Genomic DNA, 16,782 nt, shown 5'->3' on the forward strand with positions numbered 1-16,782 from the left:
GGGCATGGAGCGGGGCGAAACCCACGGACTGATCACGGCCCGATCCGTGCTAGGCGGGCTGCGGGGCGGGCGTTTCCGGAGCGGCCGTGACGTTGCGGGTCTCGCGCATGATCAGCAGGCCGTTGACCACCATCAGTGTCGCGGTCAGGCCGTGGACGCCGAGCGCAGTGGCCACGGAGCCGTGGTGGACCAGCACGTTGGCCATGTCGCCGTACGCGGCGAAGGCTTCCATCAGCAGCACCCAGCCCAGCGCCCGGCGGTGACCCGTCACCAGCAGGATGCCCAGAACCAGGGCCAAGACGACGTCGCGGATTCCCTTGATGATCAGGAAGCCGTCGCCGTCGCCGGACGGCCAGCTCGGCATGTCGAGCCCGGCGCCGTCGTCTCCGGGCTCAGGATGTACTCCGTCCCGAACCAGAGGATGAAGAGGATGAAGGCGGCGGCCAGGACGGTGTTGATCTTCTTCAGCGGCATTGTTCTTCTCCATGCGAGTCTTCGTCAGCTTGGTGAGCTTCGTGGAGCTTGCCGAGTCGTGTGGGACCTGATCAGGCCGCGTGGAACGCGGCCGATCGACGGGCGCAGCTCGCCGGGATCGCGGTCGTGGGATCTGAGCGGCAGCTGCATTCCCGAATGCCGGGATCTCGGTGGTCAGGCGCCCCCGAGGAGTGGGGATTGGCCGCCGGTGCGGCCTCGGCCCGCGGGGTCGGAAATCCGATGTCCGCTCCGGCTCGCCCCGACGGGGCAGAAGCCGCCGATACACAGGGGCGAACCAGTGCATGCCGGGGCAGCGGTGGTGTCAGGCGAGGGCGGCGACCAGCAGGGTGAACGCGGCGACGATGACGGCGACGCGGATGTAGTGGTAGCGGTTCCAGCGGTGCAGCTGCTCCTTCCAGTCGGCGGGCCGGTTCTCGGGGGTCCAGGTCTTGTTTCGGTTGTTGATCGGGACGAGCAGGAGGATCGACATGACCACGCTGAGGATCAGCAGTCCGGCGGCGGTGACGACGAGGCCGGCGCCAGGGTGGTGCCATCCGGCGACGGCCCAGATCGCGCTGAGGACGAGCGAGCCCATGTACCAGAACGGCATCAGGGTGCCGAGCATCCGGCCGCCGTGGGCGTGGCCGAGCTGGCCGCTCTCCTCGGGAAGTGCGTCCAGGATCCGGTTCATGATGAAGGCGACGGAGAACTCCACCCCCACCATCAGGCCGACGACGACGGTGGTGACGATCTCGAGTGTGTCGAGCATGACGATGCCTCCGTGAACTAGCGTTGCTAGATGATGAGGCAACGCTAGTACTGCTAACGCTCGGTTGTCTAGCGATGCTAAGATCAATGCATGTCGGTAAAGGAACGCAAGGACCGTGAACGGGCGGAGCGCGAGCGACTCATCGTGGCGACAGCCCGCGAACTCGCCGAGCAGCAGGGGTGGGACGCAGTCACCACCCGCCGGCTCGCCGAGCGCATCGAATACAGTCAGCCCGTCCTCTACAGCCACTTCCGCGGCAAGCGCGAGATCATCGGCGCCGTCGCCCTGGAAGGCGCCGCCGAGCTGGCCGCGGCGGTGCGTGCCGCGGCCTCCAGAGCGAACGGCCCGCGCGAGCGGGTCGCCGCCCTCGCCCGCGCCTACCTCGACTTCGCCGAGGACAACCCGGCGGTCTACGACGCCTTGTTCCAGCTCGACGGCGGCCTGGCGTATGCGCAGGAGGACACCCCCGAGCCGCTGAAGGACGCCTTCGCCGCCCTGCTCGAGTGCCTCGCCGAGGTCGCCGGCGATGGCGTCCACCCGGGGATGTTCACCGAGGTGTTCTGGGCGGCTCTGCACGGCCTGGCGACCCTGACCCGAGCGGGCCGCCTGCTGCCCGAGGATGCTGAGCCGAGAGTGGAGCTGTTGGTGGACCGCCTCGCCATGGTCTGACACACCGTCCCGGCGGGCATGCAGCTGGGGCCCTCGGGCCCCGCCGCCTGCCTGCGGCAACGCTTCCGGTCACTCGTGCTCATGCGGCGCAGTCGCAGATCGCCGGGCCCCGCACCCCGGACGGGGCACCCGCCCCGGAGGCTGCGATGCTCATTGATCGCGACCCGATGCACGCCCTGGCCCGTCGCCGCCGCGGAGCCCGGCGGGATGGATGGCTGAAACCAGTCGGGCAGGTGTGCCCCCACATCCAAAGTTCCTGCTCATGAGTAACTTGAATGGCGGCAGCGAAACGAGTGACGGCCCGGGCGCCGACGCACCACGGCGCGGCGCGCCCGCCTTCCTCCTCGTCCACGGCGCCGGCGGCAACTCCTACGGATGGTCGCCCGTCCTGCGCGAGCTCGGCATGCGCGGGCACCGGGCGGTGGCGGTGGACCTGCCCGGACACGGGACGGGCGCGTACTTCCCGCTCTCCTGCCAGACCCCCCAGGACCCGGAGCGGCTGCGCACCGAGCCCTCGCCGCTCGCCCGGGTGACGCTGGCGGACTGCGCGGCGCACGTCGTCGGCGTCGTGCGCGCCGTGCACCGCAACGGCCCCGTGATCCTGGTCGGCCAGAGCCTCGGCGGGGTGACGGTGAACGCGGTCGCCAACCAAGTGCCCGAGCTGATCTCCCACCTGGTGTACGCGTCCGCCTTCTGCCCGACCCGGCACGCCTCGGTGACGCAGCTGATGACGACCCCGGAGGCGGCCACCAGCGCCCTGTTCCGGCTCACCGCCGTCCGGACCCCGCCGGAACTCGGCGTCAACCGGGTCAACTGGCGCTCGGGCGACCCCGCCTTCTTCGCGGCGGCCAAGGAGGCGCCGGGCAGTGACCTGCCGGACGCCGAGGTGCGCGCACTGCTCAACACCCTGGAGCCGGACGAGTCCGCCGCGATCGGGGCCGCGGACGCCCGGGGGCTGCCGGAGGGGTGGGGGCGGGTGAAGCGCACGTTCCTGCGCTTCACCGAGGATCGCTCCATCCCGCCGGCGCTGCAGGTCCTGATGATCCGCGAGGCGGACGGGACGACACCGCGCAACCCCTTCCGCGTACGGTCCCGTCCGCGCCGCACATCGGCCCGCGCGACGTGGCCGTCTGGGGGACGAGCTGGAGCAGGTGGCACGGATGTGCCACTGAGGTGACGGAGCCCCGGGCGGGGAGGCGGATTCTTGGGGTCCTCGCAACACCTGACGGTCTACGTGCTCGTCAGTAGATCACGCAGGCGCTCGGCTGGGGTTTTCCAGCCGAGCGTTTTGCGGGGCCGGCCGTTGAGTTGCTGGGCGACGTGTTCGAGGTCTTCGGGGCTGTGCACGGACAGGTCGGTGCTCTTGGGGAAGTACTGCCGTAGCAGGCCGTTGGTGTTCTCGTTCGATCCGCGCTGCCAGGGTGAGTGCGGGTCGCAGAAGTAGACCGGCACGCCTGTGGCCACGGTGAACTGCTTGTGCGCGGCCATCTCGCAGCCCTGGTCCCAGGTCAGCGAGCCGCGCAGGTGCCCGGGCAGGGTCTGGATCAAGGGCACCAGCACGTCGCGGACCTCCTCGGCCGTATGCCCGCCGGGCAGATGCCCCAGCATGACGTAGCGGGTGGAGCGCTCGACCAGGGTGACGATCGCGCTCTCGCTGCGGGGGCCGACGATCAGATCGCCCTCCCAGTGACCGGGCACTGCCCGGTCCTCGACCTCGGCAGGACGCTCGGAGATCATCACCATCTCGTCGACGAACCGGCGCGTGCGCTGGTCCGGGCTGCGGTGCGGCTTGCGGCGAGTGCGCCCGGTGCGCAGCGCGGCCGCGACTTCGCGGCGCAGTCCGCCACGGGCCTGGACGTAGACCGCCTGGTAGATCGTTTCCGGGCTCACGCGCATGCTCTCGTCGTCGGGGAACTCGATGACCAGAGCGTGGCAGATCTGCTCGGGTGACCACTGTTCCTGCAGCTTTTCCGCGACGAACCGGCGGAGCGGGCCGTCCTGGGCGAGCTTGGAGTCCTTGGGGCGCGACCGGCTCCTCGCCCATGCCCGCTGGGCCCGGTGCGGCCGGTAGACGCCATCGACCGACCGGGCGTCGATCTCGCGCTTGATCGTGGACGCCGGTCGGCCCAGTGCCCGTCCGATCGCGCGCAGCGACCGGCCTTCACGGTGCAGATCAGCGATCAGCTCTCGCTCGGTCACCGTGAGAAACCTGGGGTGCAGTTCGGCCTCGACCGTTGCGAGGGACGACCTTGAAGAGGTGGCGGCGATGGTGGTCACACCAGTCTTGTAGTCGATGCGGCGCCCGTCAGGATGCAGGCGCGAGTGGCCGATCTGCCGGATACCGCGGTCCCAGTCCTCAGCGGTGCGCTCATGGACGCCGGCCTGCGCGGCGGCATCACGGCGCCGGACTCCCGCAGCACGCAGCCGCTCGTACTCCGCCCGACCGGGGTGGCCGGGCCTGCGAGGCTTGCCGCGACCACGGACTCCGGCCCGGCGTGCCCACCCGAACGCCGTGTTGCGGTTCACTCCGACTGCACGAGCCGCAGCAGTGATGCTGCCGTTCTCCCTGTCCAGCGCCTCGAAGAACCTCGCCTTCAGCACCTCGAAATCCACGATCCCCGCAACTCCCTGAACTCCAGGGTGTTGCGTGGATCATTAGAACCCGCCGGAAGGGCCCGGCCCGGGGAGGGTGTCGTCCGGCGGGGCCTATGTGACCGGCTCGATGATCACGATCGGGATCTCGCGGTCCGTCTTGGCCTGGTACTCGTCGTACGCGGGCCAGTGCTTCACCATCAGCGGCCAGTAGGCGGCGCGCTCCTCGGCGCTCGCGGTGCGGGCCGCGCCCTGGAGGATCTCGGCGCCGACCTGAACGCGGACCTCGGGGTGCGCGGTCAGGTTCCGGAACCAGAGGGGGTGCCGGGGGTCGCCGCCGTTGGAGGCGACGAGCAGGTAGCGGCCGTCGGCCTCGCCGTAGATCAGGGGGGTGCGCACGGGGTTGCCGGAGACCCGGCCCACCGTGGTGAGCAGGAGCGTCTGGGTGCCCTTCCAGTACTGACCCTCGGCGCCGCTGGAAGCCACGTACTCCTTGACGTGGTCCAGCTGCCAGCTCCCCGGCCTGGGGTCGGTCGGGTTGTCCCAGTCGATGTCGGTGGTCATAGGATCCGCCTGCCTTCGCGTTGAACGGTCAACGAACCTCACCAACGAGTGCCAACGCCCGCAGGCACGACGTCCATTCCGCCCGGGACGGTGAATCCGTCGTAGAGGGCGTCCATCGCCCGGTGTGTGGCGCGGGCCGGAGCGGCGCGGACGGCGAGATCGCGGGCGGCCACGGCGAGCGGATGGGTGAGGGCGGCGATCCGGCCCGCGCGGCGGGCGCGGACGCGGATGGCGTCGGTGCGTGCGCAGCGGGCCGCGCTGTAGGCGGTGAGGGCGGCCGGAACGTCCGCGGGGCCGGCCCCGTCCAGGAGATGCGCGAGGACCGCGGCGTCCTCGATGGCCTGGCAGGCGCCCTGGCCCAGGTTGGGGGTCATGGCGTGGGCAGCGTCGCCGAGCCAGGCGAGGCGCCCGTGGTGGAAGCGGGGGAGCGGAGCCGCGAGGTCGTACAGGTCGTGCTGGAGCACGGCCGCCGGGTCGATCCGCTCCAGCAGGGCCGGGATCGGGTCGTGCCAGGTGGCGTAGCGGCGCAGGAGCTCGGTGCGGATGTCGCCGGGGCGGTGGCCCTCGGGGGCGACGGCGGTGGCGTAGACGTAGATCCGGCCGTCGGCGAGCGGGACGACGCCGAAGCGCTCGCCGCGGCCCCAGGTCTCGGCGGTGGCCGCCGCGGCGAGGCTCGCCGCGGCGGGCAGGACGGTGCGCCAGGCGGTCTCCCCGCTGTAGCGGAGGCCGGGGTGGCCCGGGAAGTACTGGCGCCGCAGCGGGCTGTTGATGCCGTCGGCGGCCAGCACCAGGTCGGCGCCCGCGAGGTCGCCGGCCGAGGTGCGGACCACGGGGGAGCCGTCCGGACCGTCCACCGATCCGACCGCGACGCCGTACCGTACCGAGCCTTCGGGGAGCGCTCCGGCCAGGGCGCAGGCCAGGGCCGAGCGGTGCACGGCGAGCGGCGGTCCGCCGTAACGGGCTGCCAGCGCGGCGGTGTCGGCGCGGCTCAGCCAGCGGCCGTCCGCGCGGCGCAGGCCCATCGCGGCGGGCGCGGCACGGCCCACCGCGCGGGTGATGTCGAAGCCTATGGCGTCGAAGGCGCGCAGGGCGTTGGGCGCGAGGACGATTCCGGCGCCGACGGCGGTCGGCCCGGGCGCCCGCTCGCAGACGGTGACCCGCCAGCCCCGTCGGTGCAGGGCCACGGCCGCGGTGAGTCCGCCGATCCCCGCGCCTGCCACGACCGCGTGACGCTGAAGTGCCGACATGACGAGTCCCCCTTCACTCTCCCCGTCCTCTACAGCTGTAGAGGGCGATGCCCTTCACTCTACAGCTGTAGAGTGAAGGGATGTCCATCCCCCGTCAGAGCACACCCGTCACGGACCGCAGGACGCTGATCGCCGACACCGCGATCGACCTCGTGGCCGCCACCGGCCTCCGCGGACTGACCCACCGCGCGGTCGACGGCGCGGCAGGGCTGCCGGCGGGCAGCACCTCGTACTACTTCCGTACGAGGACGGCCCTGATCGGCGCCTGCTACCAGCGGCTGGCCGATCTGGACCTCGGCGACCTGGACCTCGGCGACCTCGGCGACCTCGGCGGTGAGAGTCCGTCCGCGCCCCCGGTGCCGGACCGGGACGCGGCCGCGGCCGCGCTGGCCGGACTGCTGCACCGCTGGCTGACGGTGGGGCGCGAGCGCCAGCTGGCCCGCTTCGAACTCAGCCTGGAGGCGGCCCGCAACCCCGCACTGGAGGCGGACTTCCTCCGGGCGGGGCAGGGGCCCCGGGCCCGGGCCGCGGGCATCCTCGCCGCACTCGGGGCCGACCGGCCCGAGGAGGCCGCCGAGCTGCTCGTCGCCTGGACGGACGGGCTCCTCTACGACCGGCTGGCCGGCGCCCTCGCCCGCTCCCGGGTGGCCCCGGACCCGGCCGAACTCGCCTCCGTCGCCCGTAGGATGATCGACGCGGCCCTCGCGCACCGTGGATAAGATCCGGTCGTGATCGCCGAACTGCAGTGCGTAGTCCTGGACTGTCCCGATCCGCAGGTGCTGGCCGAGTTCTACCGGTCCCTGCTCGGTGGAAACGTCAACCAGCCGGACCGGCGCTGGGCGGTTGGCGAGGACTGGGCGACGCTCCACGCGCCGTCGGGTCCGGTCCTCGCCTTCCAGCGCGTGGCGGACCACCGGCCCCCGCGCCGGCCGGACCCCACCCGGCCGCAGCAGTTCCACCTGGACCTCGGCGTCCCGGACCTCGACCGTGCGCAGGAGCAGGTGCTGGCGGCCGGAGCGACGCTGCTCGACGGCGACGAGGGCGGGCGCAGCTGGCGGATCTTCGCGGACCCGGCGGGCCATCCCTTCTGCCTGGTCCGCCACTAGCGGGTGCCGGGTGCCGGATGCCGGATGCCGGGTGTCCGACAAGTCGGACCCCGCCCGCACCGTTCAAGATCATCAGATGCAGAATGTCCATATGCTGATACCGAACACGCCGAAGACGGCAGCGATCGACGATGCAGCGCTGATCAGCCGCTCCCTGGCCCGGGCCTTCGACGACGACCCGATGATGCGCTGGTTCTTCCCCGACGACTCCTCGCGCGAGGCGTCACTGGGCAGTTACTTCACGACGCTCTTCACCCGGCAGTACGTCTCCAACGCCGTGTGCGAGTTCACCGCGGCCGCGGCGGCCTTCTGGGTGCCGCCGGAGGCGCAGGCCAAGGCCGTTCCCGACGCGGAAACCATCCAGCAGCTGCGGAACATCCTCGGCGACCGGGCCGAGCTGTTCGGGGCCACTGTCGAGGCGGCCGCCCAGCACACGCCCCAGGAGCCGCACTGGTACCTCGCGGTGATCGGCGCCGACCCCGCCGCCCAGGGCACGGGCCAGGGGGCCGCCCTGCTGCGCTCGGGCCTGGCCAAGGCCGACGCGGCGGGCCTGCCCGCCTGTCTGGAGTCCTCCAAGGCCGCCAACCTTCCCTTCTACGAGCACTTCGGCTTCACCGTGCGCGAGGAGATCCGGCTGCCCGGGGGCGGCCCGACCCTGTGGGCGATGCGCCGCGAACCGCAGCCTCCGGTCGACCCCCGGGCCGTGTGACGCACGGGGCGAGCGGACCCGTCCGACTGTGGACGGGTCCGCTCGCCCCGGCCCACCGCTCGCCCCGGCCCGCCGCTCGCCCCGCCTCGTCCGTTCGACCGCGCCGCCGGCGCGTGTACGACCGGGGCCGCCTTCCGTCGTAGGCTGCATCCCGCACGGGACGGACGGGAGGCCGACATGGCCGAGACGCTGGTGACCGGGGTGACGGTGGCCGAGGTGATGGCCGAGCTGGCCGCGCTCGAGGACCCGAAGGCCCGCGCGGTCAACGAAAAACACGGTGACGACCACGGAGTGAACCTCGGCAAGCTGCGCGCGCTCGCGAAGCGGCTGAAGACGCAGCAGGAACTCGCGTGCCGGCTCTGGGAGACGGACGACACCGCGGCGAGACTGCTGGCGATCCTGATCTGCCGCCCGAAGGCGTTCGGGCGTGACGAGCTGGACGCCATGATGCGCGGGGCCCGCACGCCCAAGGTGCACGACTGGCTCGTGAACTACGTGGTGAAGAAGAACCCGCACCACGAAGAGCTGCGTGTGGCCTGGTCCGCCGATCCGGATCCGGTGATCGCGAGTGCCGGCTGGGCGCTCACCACCGAGCGCGTGGCGAAGAAGCCCGAGGGCCTCGACCTCGCCGGACTGCTCGACGTCATCGAGACGCAGATGAAGGACGCCCCGGAGCGCCTGCAGTGGGCGATGAACCACTGCCTGGCCCAGATCGGGATCGAGCACCCGGAGTACCGCGCCCGTGCCATCGACATCGGTGAGCGCCTGGAAGTACTCAAGGACTACCCGACCTCCCCGGGCTGCACCTCTCCGTTCGCGCCCGTCTGGATCACCGAGATGGTGAGCCGGCAGCAGGGCAAGTGACGACCCCCTAGGCGCCGGTTCCCGTGCGGGCGCCGTACTGCCCGCCTCGGGACGCCAACTCCTTGACCACGGCGGCGGTGCGTCCGGTGAAGTACGCCCGTCGCAGGGAGTCGTCGGTGCGGGTGAACTGGCCCACCGCGTCCCTGCGCCCGAGCGTGACGGCCCGCGCGACGTAACGCAGGGAGTACGGCTCGGGCGTGCGGCCCTCGCTCAGGCGGGCCAGTGTGTTCGCCGCATGAGCTGCCTGCGGCGTGGCGAGGGCGCAGGCGAAACGGGCTCCGGGTACGGCCGCGCAGTCACCCACGGCGAAGATCCGTTCGTCGCCGACGCTGCGCAGGTACGGGTCCACGAGCGCACGGCCCTCCGCATCGACTTCGAGACCGCTGCGTGCCGCGAGGTCGGGGACGCCCGACACGATCGCCCACAGGGCCAGGTCGGATGCGAACTCCGCTCCCGACCGGAGGTGCACCGCGCCGTCGGTGACCTCCGTGACGCCGTCGTCCACGACGGAGACCCTCAGCCGCTCCAGTCCGGACCGGACCCGCCGGAACGCCCGGTGGGAGAAATCCCGGCCGACCGACGACCCGATGATCCGCACCTGGAGGTCCGGCCTCGCCTCGGCCACCTCCGCCGCCGTCTCCACGCCCGTCGAGCCGCCCCCGATCACCGTGACCGTGCTGCCCGCAGGGAGGGCGGCGAGTGCCGCGCGGGCCCGCTCGGCGCCCTCCCACGTGCCCACCGGGACGGTGCCCGGCATTGGCCGCACCGTGCTGCCGACGGCGAGGAACGCGTAGTCGAAGCCGACGCTCGCGCCGTCGTCGAGGACGACGCTGCCGTCTCCGATCTTGTCGACCGTGCCGACCAGAGCAGCGATCCCGTCACGCAGCATCGACGCGAGGGGCGTCGCGACGGCGGCGGTCCCCACGACCTGCTGGTGCAGCCGTACGCGCTCCACGAAGTCGGGGCGCGGGTTGATCACCGTGATCTCGGCGGTCTTCACCTTCTTGGCGATCCGGTTCGCCGCGAGCGTGCCCGCGTAACCGGCGCCCACCACTACCACCTTCATGTCGGCCTCCTGCCTCGGTGACTGGTCGGACATGAGATGCCGGCGGGCCGGGTCCTGTGACACCCCTTCCACGTGTCGCGCGTCACAGGGGGCGAGGCGTCACAGAACGGCGGGATCCGGTGTCTTGTGCGTGACACGGCCGAGAGCCGAGAGACAGAAGAAGCACAAGAAACCGAAGAAACAGGAGCACGGCATGAGTGAGGACGATCGCCGTCCCGACCCCGCCATCGAGGCGTTCGTCACCCACCGCAACCTGCTCTTCACCGTTGCCTACGAGATGCTCGGGTCGGCGGTGGACGCGGAGGACGTCCTCCAGGAGACCTGGTTGCGCTGGGCTGCCGTCGATCTCGACGCGGTGCGCGAGCAGCGTGCGTACCTGGTCCGGATCACCACCCGGCAGGCGCTCGGCCGGCTGCGCACGCTCGGCCGGCGCAAGGAGTCGTACGTCGGCCCCTGGCTGCCCGAGCCGCTGCTCACCGCGCCGGACGTGGCCGAGGACGTCGAGCTGGCCGACAGCATCTCGATGGCGATGATGCTGGTCCTCGAGACGCTCGCACCGACCGAGCGGGCGGTGTTCGTGCTGCGCGACGTCTTCGACCTCGGTTACGAGGAGATCGCGGAGGCCGTCGACAAGAGCCCGGCCGCGGTCCGCCAGATCGCCCACCGGGCCCGGGCGCACGTGGCCGCGCGCCGCCAGCGCGGTGCCGTCTCCACGGCGGAGACCCGGGCCGCGCTCGGGGCCTTCCAGCGGGCCGTCGAAACGGGGGACCTGCAGAGCCTGGTCGACCTCCTCGCCCCGGACGTCGTCGCCCTGAGCGACGGCGGAGGCATCAAGCAGGCCATGCCGCGGCCCACCGTGGGAGCCGAGAAGGTAGCCCGCCTGCTGGCCGCCGGCGTGGCGGCGTGGGGACCGGTGTCCACGCTGGAGCCGGCGCAGATCAACGGCCATCCGGCTCTGATCGTGCGGATCGGCGGGGAGATCGACCTGGTCGTGGCCATGCGGATCGACGACGGGGTCATCACCGGCATCTACACCGTGCGCAACCCCGAAAAACTGACGCACGTGGACCGGGAAACCGCTGTGAGCCGCTGAATTCGGAGGCGGCGAACACCCGGCAGGCCGGATACGGCTGTTGCCGCAGACCCACCGAGGAGCCCCGATGATCACCTGGCGCCGGCTCGGCGAGCCGGACTTCCCGCACCTGAGGCAGTGGCTGGCGCAGCCGCATGTCGCACGGTGGTGGAACCACGAGACCTCCCCGGAGGCCGTCGAGCGCGACTTCGGCCCCGCAGCCCGGGGCGAGGAGCCGGCAGAGGCCCCGCTCGTCCTGCTCGACGGCGAACCGCTCGGTCTCGTACAGCGCTGCCGCCTCGCCGGCTACCCCGACTACCCGGCCGAGCTGGCGGCCGAAGTCGACGTGCCCGACGGGGCGGTGACGATCGACTAGCTGATGGGGGATCCCCGCCTGGCCGGCCGGGGACACGGCACACGCATGATCCACGCGGTCGTCGAGGCGACCTGGACCGACCATCCCGACACCACGGCGATCATCGTCCCGGTGCATGCCGCCAACCGGGCCTCCTGGAGGGCACTGGAGAAGGCGGGCCTGCGCCGTATCGCCGAAGGCTCCCTGGAACCCGACAACCCCGTCGACGACCGCGCCCACTTCGTCTGCCGCACGGACCGTACGGACCGCCCGCCCCACCCGACGGCCACCCCGTAGGGCCGCCCGGCCCCCGAGGGCCGGCCCCCTTCCGTTCTAGTCCGTGGAGCGGGTCCAGCCGATGACGTCGAGGCGGACGGCGTCGGCGAGGCGGTCTTCCGAGAAGAGGAGGCGGGCCGGCTCCGACACGCGGATGACGTCCACGTAGATCCCGCGGCCGACATAGCGGCCGGTCGCGGTGTGGCGGAAGCGCAGGCGTACCTCCCGGCCCGCCCCGGTGGCGGTGAGGGGGGCTTCGAGGCGGTGCCAGATGCGGCCGGACCAGCCGCTCACCGAGCCGCGGGGCCATTGCTCGGGCGCGCCGCCGGTGGAGCGGAGGGTGCTGAAGGGCAGCGGTTCCCAGTGCTCCCCGTCGGATGAGGCCTCCAGGTGCAGGGCGCCCTCGCCGGGCACGGTGTCCCACCACACGGCGCAGCGCAGCCGGGCGGCGGCCGTGGCCGGGGTGAGCGGCGGGAGGGTGAGCGTGCCGGAGGTGCCCGGCTCGATCCCGGAGAACCAGGCCGCGCCGCCGTGCCGGGTACGGACCGGGACGGCACGGGCGAAGCGGTTGCCGGCGGCGACGCGTGGCGCGCTGCCGGCCCGCCAGGTGCGCACGGGGTGGACGGAGTTGCCGAGCAGGATCAGGAAGGAGTCGGTGGAGGGGTCGAGGACCAGGGAGGTGCCGGTGAAGCCGGTGTGGCCGGCGGAGTGCGGGGTGGCCATGGCGCCCATGTACCAGTGCTGGTAGAGCTCGAAGCCGAGGCCGTGGTCGTCGCCGGGGAAGGCGGTGTTGTAGTCCGTGAAGAGCAGCTCGACGGAGGACGGGCGCAGGATGCGCTTGCCCGCGTAGACCCCGCCGTCGAGGAGGGTGCGGGCGAGGACGGCCAGGTCCCAGGCGGTGCCGAAGACGCCGGCGTGGCCCGCGACGCCGCCGAGCGCGTACGCGTTCTCGTCGTGGACCTCGCCCCACACCAGTCCGCGGTCCAGGCCGGACCAGGGCGGGCGCTGCACCTCGGTGGCGGCGGTGACCCGGCGCCAGGAGAGCGGTGGGTTGTAACGAGTGCGGTGCATTCCGAGTGGAGCAGTGATCTCGTCGTGGAGCAGGACATCCAGAGTGCGACCGGTGATCTGTTCCAAGAGCAGCTGGAGGGTGATCAGGTTCAGGTCGGAGTACCGGTAGACCGTTCCGGGAGTCTCCTGAGGCCTCACCGACCACAGCAGCCTCAGGCGGCCCTCCCGCGTGGACTCCTTGTAGAAGGGCGCCCAGGAGCGCAGCCCCGAGGTGTGCGTGAGCAGTTGACGGACCGTGATCACCTCCTTGCCGCCCCCGGTGAACTCCGGCAGGTACCGGCGCACCGGAGCCTCCAGCTCCAAGTGCCCCCGTTCCATCTGCTGCACGGCCAGGATGGAAGTGAACAGTTTGGTCAGCGAGGCCAGATCGAAGACGGTGTCCTCGGCCATCGCGATCCGCTCGGCCGCAGGGAACTCCCGGACCCGGTCGGTCCGCCCGTCGTAGTCCGCGTAGCGCACGGCCTCGCCCATGGCCCGGTGCAGGGCGATGGTGCGGCCCCGGCCCGCGAGGACCACCGCACCGGCGTAGTAGGGGTGTTCGGGGGAGGGGCCGAGGAACCGCCGGGCCTCGTCCGCGACCCCTTCGAGGTGCTGCTCCAGCAGACCGGCCTGGCGTGCGGAGCCGTACCGCAGCCGCAGGCCCTGGAGCGCGCGTCGCTCGGCCGGATGGCCCGAGGCCCCGGCGGCGGCGCCGGGGAGCGCGGCGTGCAGGACGAGCACCCCGCCGAGCGCGAGCAGCCGCGCCCCGAGCCGGCGGCGGCTCAGCCCGCCGCCCGCCTTTCCGGGCCCGCCTGCCGTCGCCGTCGCTGCCGCCGTCGCTGGTGCGGCCTGGGCATCGCTGCCCGCCGCGCCGTGAGCCCCCGTTCGTGCTGTCATGTCCGCCCTCCTGCTCTTCGTCCGAGTCCTGCTGCGGCGCCGTTTCCCAGGGCTCCGCCCCGGACCTCGCGCCTCAATCGCCGGCGGGGCTGGATCTGTCCGGCCGAGCCGTTCTCCGCAGCGAGACGATCTGCCCCGTCGCGGTCGTGCGGGGCTGGGTTCATCCTGGCTGACCTGCCCGTGCCGTCGTTCGCGCCGCACGCTAGTGGGTATCTGCCCGCCCGCCGGCCACCCTCCGCACCGACCGGCCCGTAAAGAATCTGACACTGCATCAGAAAATCTCTTCCCTCGCATGCCGGGCTGCGGCATCCTGCCGCCCATGGAGACGGAGCTGAGCAAGAAACTGGGAGTCGAGCACGCCATCTTCGGCTTCACGCCCTTCCCGGCGGTCGCCGCGGCCATCACCCGCGCGGGCGGCTTCGGCGTACTCGGTGCGGTCCGCTACACCGCTCCCGACGACCTCAAGCGCGACCTCGACTGGATGCAGGCGCACACCGACGACAAGCCCTACGGCCTCGACGTCGTCATGCCCGCCAAGAAGGCCGTCGACGGCATCAGCGAAGCCGGCATCGAGGCGATGATCCCGGCCGGGCACCGTGCCTTCGTCCGCGACACCCTCGCCAAGCACCACGTTCCCGAGCTCGCCGAAGGAGAGGCCTCCGGCTGGCGGATCACCGGCTGGATGGAGCAGGTCGCCCGCAACCAGCTCGACGTCGCCTTCGACTACCCCATCAAACTCCTGGCGAACGCCCTCGGTTCCCCGCCCGCCGACGTCATCGCCCGCGCCCACGACCACGGCGTCCTCGTCGCCGCCCTCGCCGGCAGCGCCAAGCACGCCCGCCGCCACGCGGAAGCCGGCATCGACATCGTCGTCGCCCAGGGCTACGAGGCCGGCGGCCACACCGGCGACATCGCCACCATGGTCCTGGTCCCCGAAGTCGCCGAAGCCGTCGCTCCGCTCCCGGTCCTCGCCGCCGGCGGCATCGGCAGCGGCGAGCAGATCGCCGCCGGACTCGCCCTCGGCGCCCAGGGCGCGTGGCTCGGTTCCCTCTGGCTGACCACCACCGAGTCCGACCTCCATTCGCGCGCCCTCACCGAGAAGCTGCTCGCCGCGGGCTCCGGCGACACCGTCCGCTCCCGCGCCCTCACCGGCAAGCCCGCCCGCCAGCTCCGCACCGAGTGGACCGACGCCTGGGACGACCCGGAGGGCCCGGGCGCGCTCCCCATGCCGCTCCAGGGCCTGCTCGTCGCCGAGGCCGTCTCCCGGATCCAGAAGTACGAGGTCCAGCCGCTGCTCGGCACCCCCGTCGGCCAGATCGTCGGGCGGATGAACAGCGAACGCAGCGTCCAGGCCGTCTTCGACGACCTCACCGCCGGGTTCGAGCGCGCCATCGACCGCATCAACCGCATCGCCGGCCGGGCCTGAGAGGTGTGATCAGCATGAGTGACCAGCCTGCATGGGGGTCCCCCCGGACGAAGTCCGGGGGAGGCTTCTGGGCCCAGGCGGCCGCCGACCCCGAGCGCACCGTCCTCGTCACCCCCGAAGGCGAGGAGTGGACGGCCGGCCGGCTGCACGCCGACGTCAACCGCCTCGTCCACGGCCTGCGCGCCGCCGGTCTGAAGAAGGGGGACGTCTTCGCCGTCGTCCTCCCCAACGGCGTCGAGTTCCTCACCGCCTACCTGGCCGCCTCCCAGGCCGGCTTCTACCTCGTCCCCGTCAACCACCACCTCGTCGGCCCCGAGATCGCCTGGATCGTCTCCGACTCCGGGGCCAAGGTGCTCATAGCCCACGAACGCTTCGCCGACGCCGCCACCGCCGCGGCCGACGAGGCCGCCCTCCCCGCGAGCCACCGCTACGCCGTCGGAGCGGTCGTGGGCTTCCGCCCGTACCGGGACCTCCTCGAAGGACAGCCCGGGACGCCCCCCGGGGAGCGCACCCTCGGCTGGGTCATGAACTACACCTCCGGCACCACCGGCCGCCCGCGCGGGATCCGCCGCCCGCTGCCGGGCAGGCTTCCGGAGGAGACGTACCTCGGCGGGTTCCTCGGCATCTTCGGCATCCGCCCCTTCGACGGCAACGTCCACCTGGTCTGCTCGCCGCTCTACCACACGGCCGTCCTCCAGTTCGCGGGCGCCGCCCTGCACATCGGGCACCCGCTGGTCCTGATGGACAAGTGGACCCCGCAGGAGATGCTGCGCCTGATCGACCGGCACGCGTGCACGCACACGCACATGGTCCCCACGCAGTTCCACCGGCTGCTCGCCCTCCCGCAGGAGACGAAGGACGCGTACGACGTCTCCTCGATGCGGCATGCCATCCACGGCGCCGCGCCCTGCCCCGACCACGTCAAAAGGGCGATGATCGACTGGTGGGGCGGCTGCGTGGAGGAGTACTACGCGGCGAGCGAGGGCGGCGGCGCCTTCGCGACCGCCGAGGACTGGCTGAAGAAGCCGGGAACCGTGGGCAAGGCCTGGCCGATCAGCGAACTGGCCGTCTTCGACGACGACGGCAACCGATTGCCCGCCGGGGAACTGGGCACCGTCTACATCAAGATGAACACCGGCGGCTTCAGCTACCACAAGGACGAGGGCAAGACGAAGAAGAACCGCATCGGCGACTTCTTCACCGTCGGCGACCTCGGCCTGATGGACGAGGAGGGGTACCTCTTCCTCCGCGACCGCAAGATCGACATGATCATCTCCGGCGGGGTCAACATCTACCCGGCCGAGATCGAGTCGGCCCTGCTCACCCACCCGGCCGTCGCGGACGCCGCCGCCTTCGGCATCCCGCACGCCGACTGGGGCGAGGAGGTCAAGGCGGTCATCGAACCGGCCGAGGGCTTCGTCGCGGGCGACGCGCTCGCCGCGGAGATCCTGCACCACTGCGAACGCCGGCTCGCCGGCTACAAGCGCCCCAAGACCGTCGACTTCATCGAGACGATGCCGCGCGATCCGAACGGCAAGCTCTACAAGCGGCGGCTGCGCGACCCGTACTGGGAGGGCCGCGACCGGGCCGTGTGATCGCGCGGGATCCGGCCGATCCGGCTGATCCGCCGGTCCCGCTCGTCCAGC

At 72.0% G+C, this 16,782-nt stretch carries 15 protein-coding genes and 2 pseudogenes; 10 read left to right on the forward strand and 7 right to left on the reverse strand.

The genetic code is table 11. The annotated features are described in order from the left end of the window. Nucleotides 1–49: 49 nt before the first annotated feature. Both OG332_RS40130 and OG332_RS40135 read right to left on the reverse strand, forming a co-directional pair. Nucleotides 50–474: pseudogene (locus OG332_RS40130) on the reverse strand (DUF4267 domain-containing protein). A gap of 322 nt (nt 475–796) precedes the next feature. Then, nucleotides 797–1,243: a DUF1772 domain-containing protein gene (locus tag OG332_RS40135; protein WP_327418064.1), complete on the reverse strand. Its 447-nt coding sequence runs from the start codon at nt 1,241–1,243 to the stop codon at nt 797–799. Between the two features lie 90 nt (nt 1,244–1,333). On the opposite strand from OG332_RS40135, the gene OG332_RS40140 reads away from it, so the two are divergent. Both OG332_RS40140 and OG332_RS40145 read left to right on the forward strand, forming a co-directional pair. Next, entirely contained in the window at nt 1,334–1,912 is a 579-nt protein-coding gene (locus tag OG332_RS40140; RefSeq protein WP_327418065.1) for a TetR/AcrR family transcriptional regulator, read from the forward strand. Nucleotides 1,913–2,174: 262 nt separating this feature from the next. Further along, complete coding sequence (locus OG332_RS40145) at nt 2,175–3,089, forward strand: alpha/beta fold hydrolase (RefSeq protein ID WP_327418066.1); 915 nt, start codon at nt 2,175–2,177, stop codon at nt 3,087–3,089. Between the two features lie 53 nt (nt 3,090–3,142). Here OG332_RS40145 and OG332_RS40150 read toward each other — a convergent pair whose 3' ends face one another. The 3 genes from OG332_RS40150 to OG332_RS40160 all read right to left on the reverse strand — a co-directional run bounded on the left by OG332_RS40150 (nt 3,143) and on the right by OG332_RS40160 (nt 6,315). After that, nucleotides 3,143–4,336 (reverse strand): IS30 family transposase, encoded by a 1,194-nt coding sequence (locus OG332_RS40150; protein WP_327419355.1) that lies wholly within the window; start codon nt 4,334–4,336, stop codon nt 3,143–3,145. A 282-nt stretch (nt 4,337–4,618) separates the two neighbouring features. After that, entirely contained in the window at nt 4,619–5,068 is a 450-nt protein-coding gene (locus tag OG332_RS40155; RefSeq protein ID WP_327418067.1) for a nitroreductase family deazaflavin-dependent oxidoreductase, read from the reverse strand. Nucleotides 5,069–5,106: 38 nt separating this feature from the next. Continuing rightward, the gene (locus OG332_RS40160; protein WP_327418068.1) at nt 5,107–6,315 is read right to left on the reverse strand and encodes an FAD-dependent monooxygenase; all 1,209 of its coding nucleotides are present in this window, start codon (nt 6,313–6,315) and stop codon (nt 5,107–5,109) included. Nucleotides 6,316–6,395: 80 nt separating this feature from the next. On the opposite strand from OG332_RS40160, the gene OG332_RS40165 reads away from it, so the two are divergent. The 4 genes from OG332_RS40165 (at nt 6,396) to OG332_RS40180 (ending at nt 8,994) form a co-directional block, all read left to right on the forward strand. Then, complete coding sequence (locus OG332_RS40165) at nt 6,396–7,034, forward strand: TetR/AcrR family transcriptional regulator (RefSeq protein ID WP_327418069.1); 639 nt, start codon at nt 6,396–6,398, stop codon at nt 7,032–7,034. Between the two features lie 9 nt (nt 7,035–7,043). Then, a complete protein-coding gene (locus OG332_RS40170) occupies nt 7,044–7,421 on the forward strand; it encodes a VOC family protein (RefSeq protein WP_327418070.1) in 378 nt (125 codons plus the stop codon). Nucleotides 7,422–7,512: 91 nt separating this feature from the next. Next, on the forward strand, nt 7,513–8,130 hold the full coding sequence (locus tag OG332_RS40175; RefSeq protein WP_327418071.1) for a GNAT family N-acetyltransferase: 618 nt from the start codon (nt 7,513–7,515) through the stop codon (nt 8,128–8,130). 177 nt (nt 8,131–8,307) lie between these two features. After that, nucleotides 8,308–8,994, forward strand: a complete 687-nt coding sequence (locus tag OG332_RS40180; RefSeq protein ID WP_327418072.1) for a DNA alkylation repair protein — start codon at nt 8,308–8,310, stop codon at nt 8,992–8,994. 7 nt (nt 8,995–9,001) lie between these two features. Here OG332_RS40180 and OG332_RS40185 read toward each other — a convergent pair whose 3' ends face one another. Next, entirely contained in the window at nt 9,002–10,060 is a 1,059-nt protein-coding gene (locus tag OG332_RS40185) for an NAD(P)/FAD-dependent oxidoreductase (protein WP_327418073.1), read from the reverse strand. Between the two features lie 193 nt (nt 10,061–10,253). Between OG332_RS40185 and OG332_RS40190 the strand changes: the two genes are divergently transcribed. Beyond that, nucleotides 10,254–11,153 carry an RNA polymerase sigma-70 factor gene (locus OG332_RS40190; protein WP_327418074.1) on the forward strand — a complete coding sequence of 300 codons (900 nt, stop codon included), beginning with the start codon at nt 10,254–10,256 and terminating at the stop codon, nt 11,151–11,153. 67 nt (nt 11,154–11,220) lie between these two features. Beyond that, nucleotides 11,221–11,784 (forward strand): annotated as a pseudogene (locus OG332_RS40195) (GNAT family N-acetyltransferase). Between the two features lie 36 nt (nt 11,785–11,820). On the opposite strand, the gene OG332_RS40200 reads toward OG332_RS40195, so the two are convergent. Next, nucleotides 11,821–13,710, reverse strand: coding sequence for a serine hydrolase domain-containing protein (locus OG332_RS40200; RefSeq protein ID WP_327418075.1), 1,890 nt, complete (start codon nt 13,708–13,710; stop codon nt 11,821–11,823). A 319-nt stretch (nt 13,711–14,029) separates the two neighbouring features. Here OG332_RS40200 and OG332_RS40205 point away from each other — a divergent pair, with 319 nt between their 5' ends. Both OG332_RS40205 and OG332_RS40210 read left to right on the forward strand, forming a co-directional pair. Continuing rightward, nucleotides 14,030–15,136, forward strand: coding sequence for an NAD(P)H-dependent flavin oxidoreductase (locus OG332_RS40205; RefSeq protein ID WP_327418076.1), 1,107 nt, complete (start codon nt 14,030–14,032; stop codon nt 15,134–15,136). 14 nt (nt 15,137–15,150) lie between these two features. Next, on the forward strand, nt 15,151–16,731 hold the full coding sequence (locus tag OG332_RS40210) for an acyl-CoA synthetase (RefSeq protein WP_327418077.1): 1,581 nt from the start codon (nt 15,151–15,153) through the stop codon (nt 16,729–16,731). The last annotated feature ends 51 nt before the right edge of the window (nt 16,732–16,782 follow it).

Source organism: Streptomyces sp. NBC_01233 (assembly GCF_035989305.1).
GTDB lineage: Bacteria > Actinomycetota > Actinomycetes > Streptomycetales > Streptomycetaceae > Streptomyces.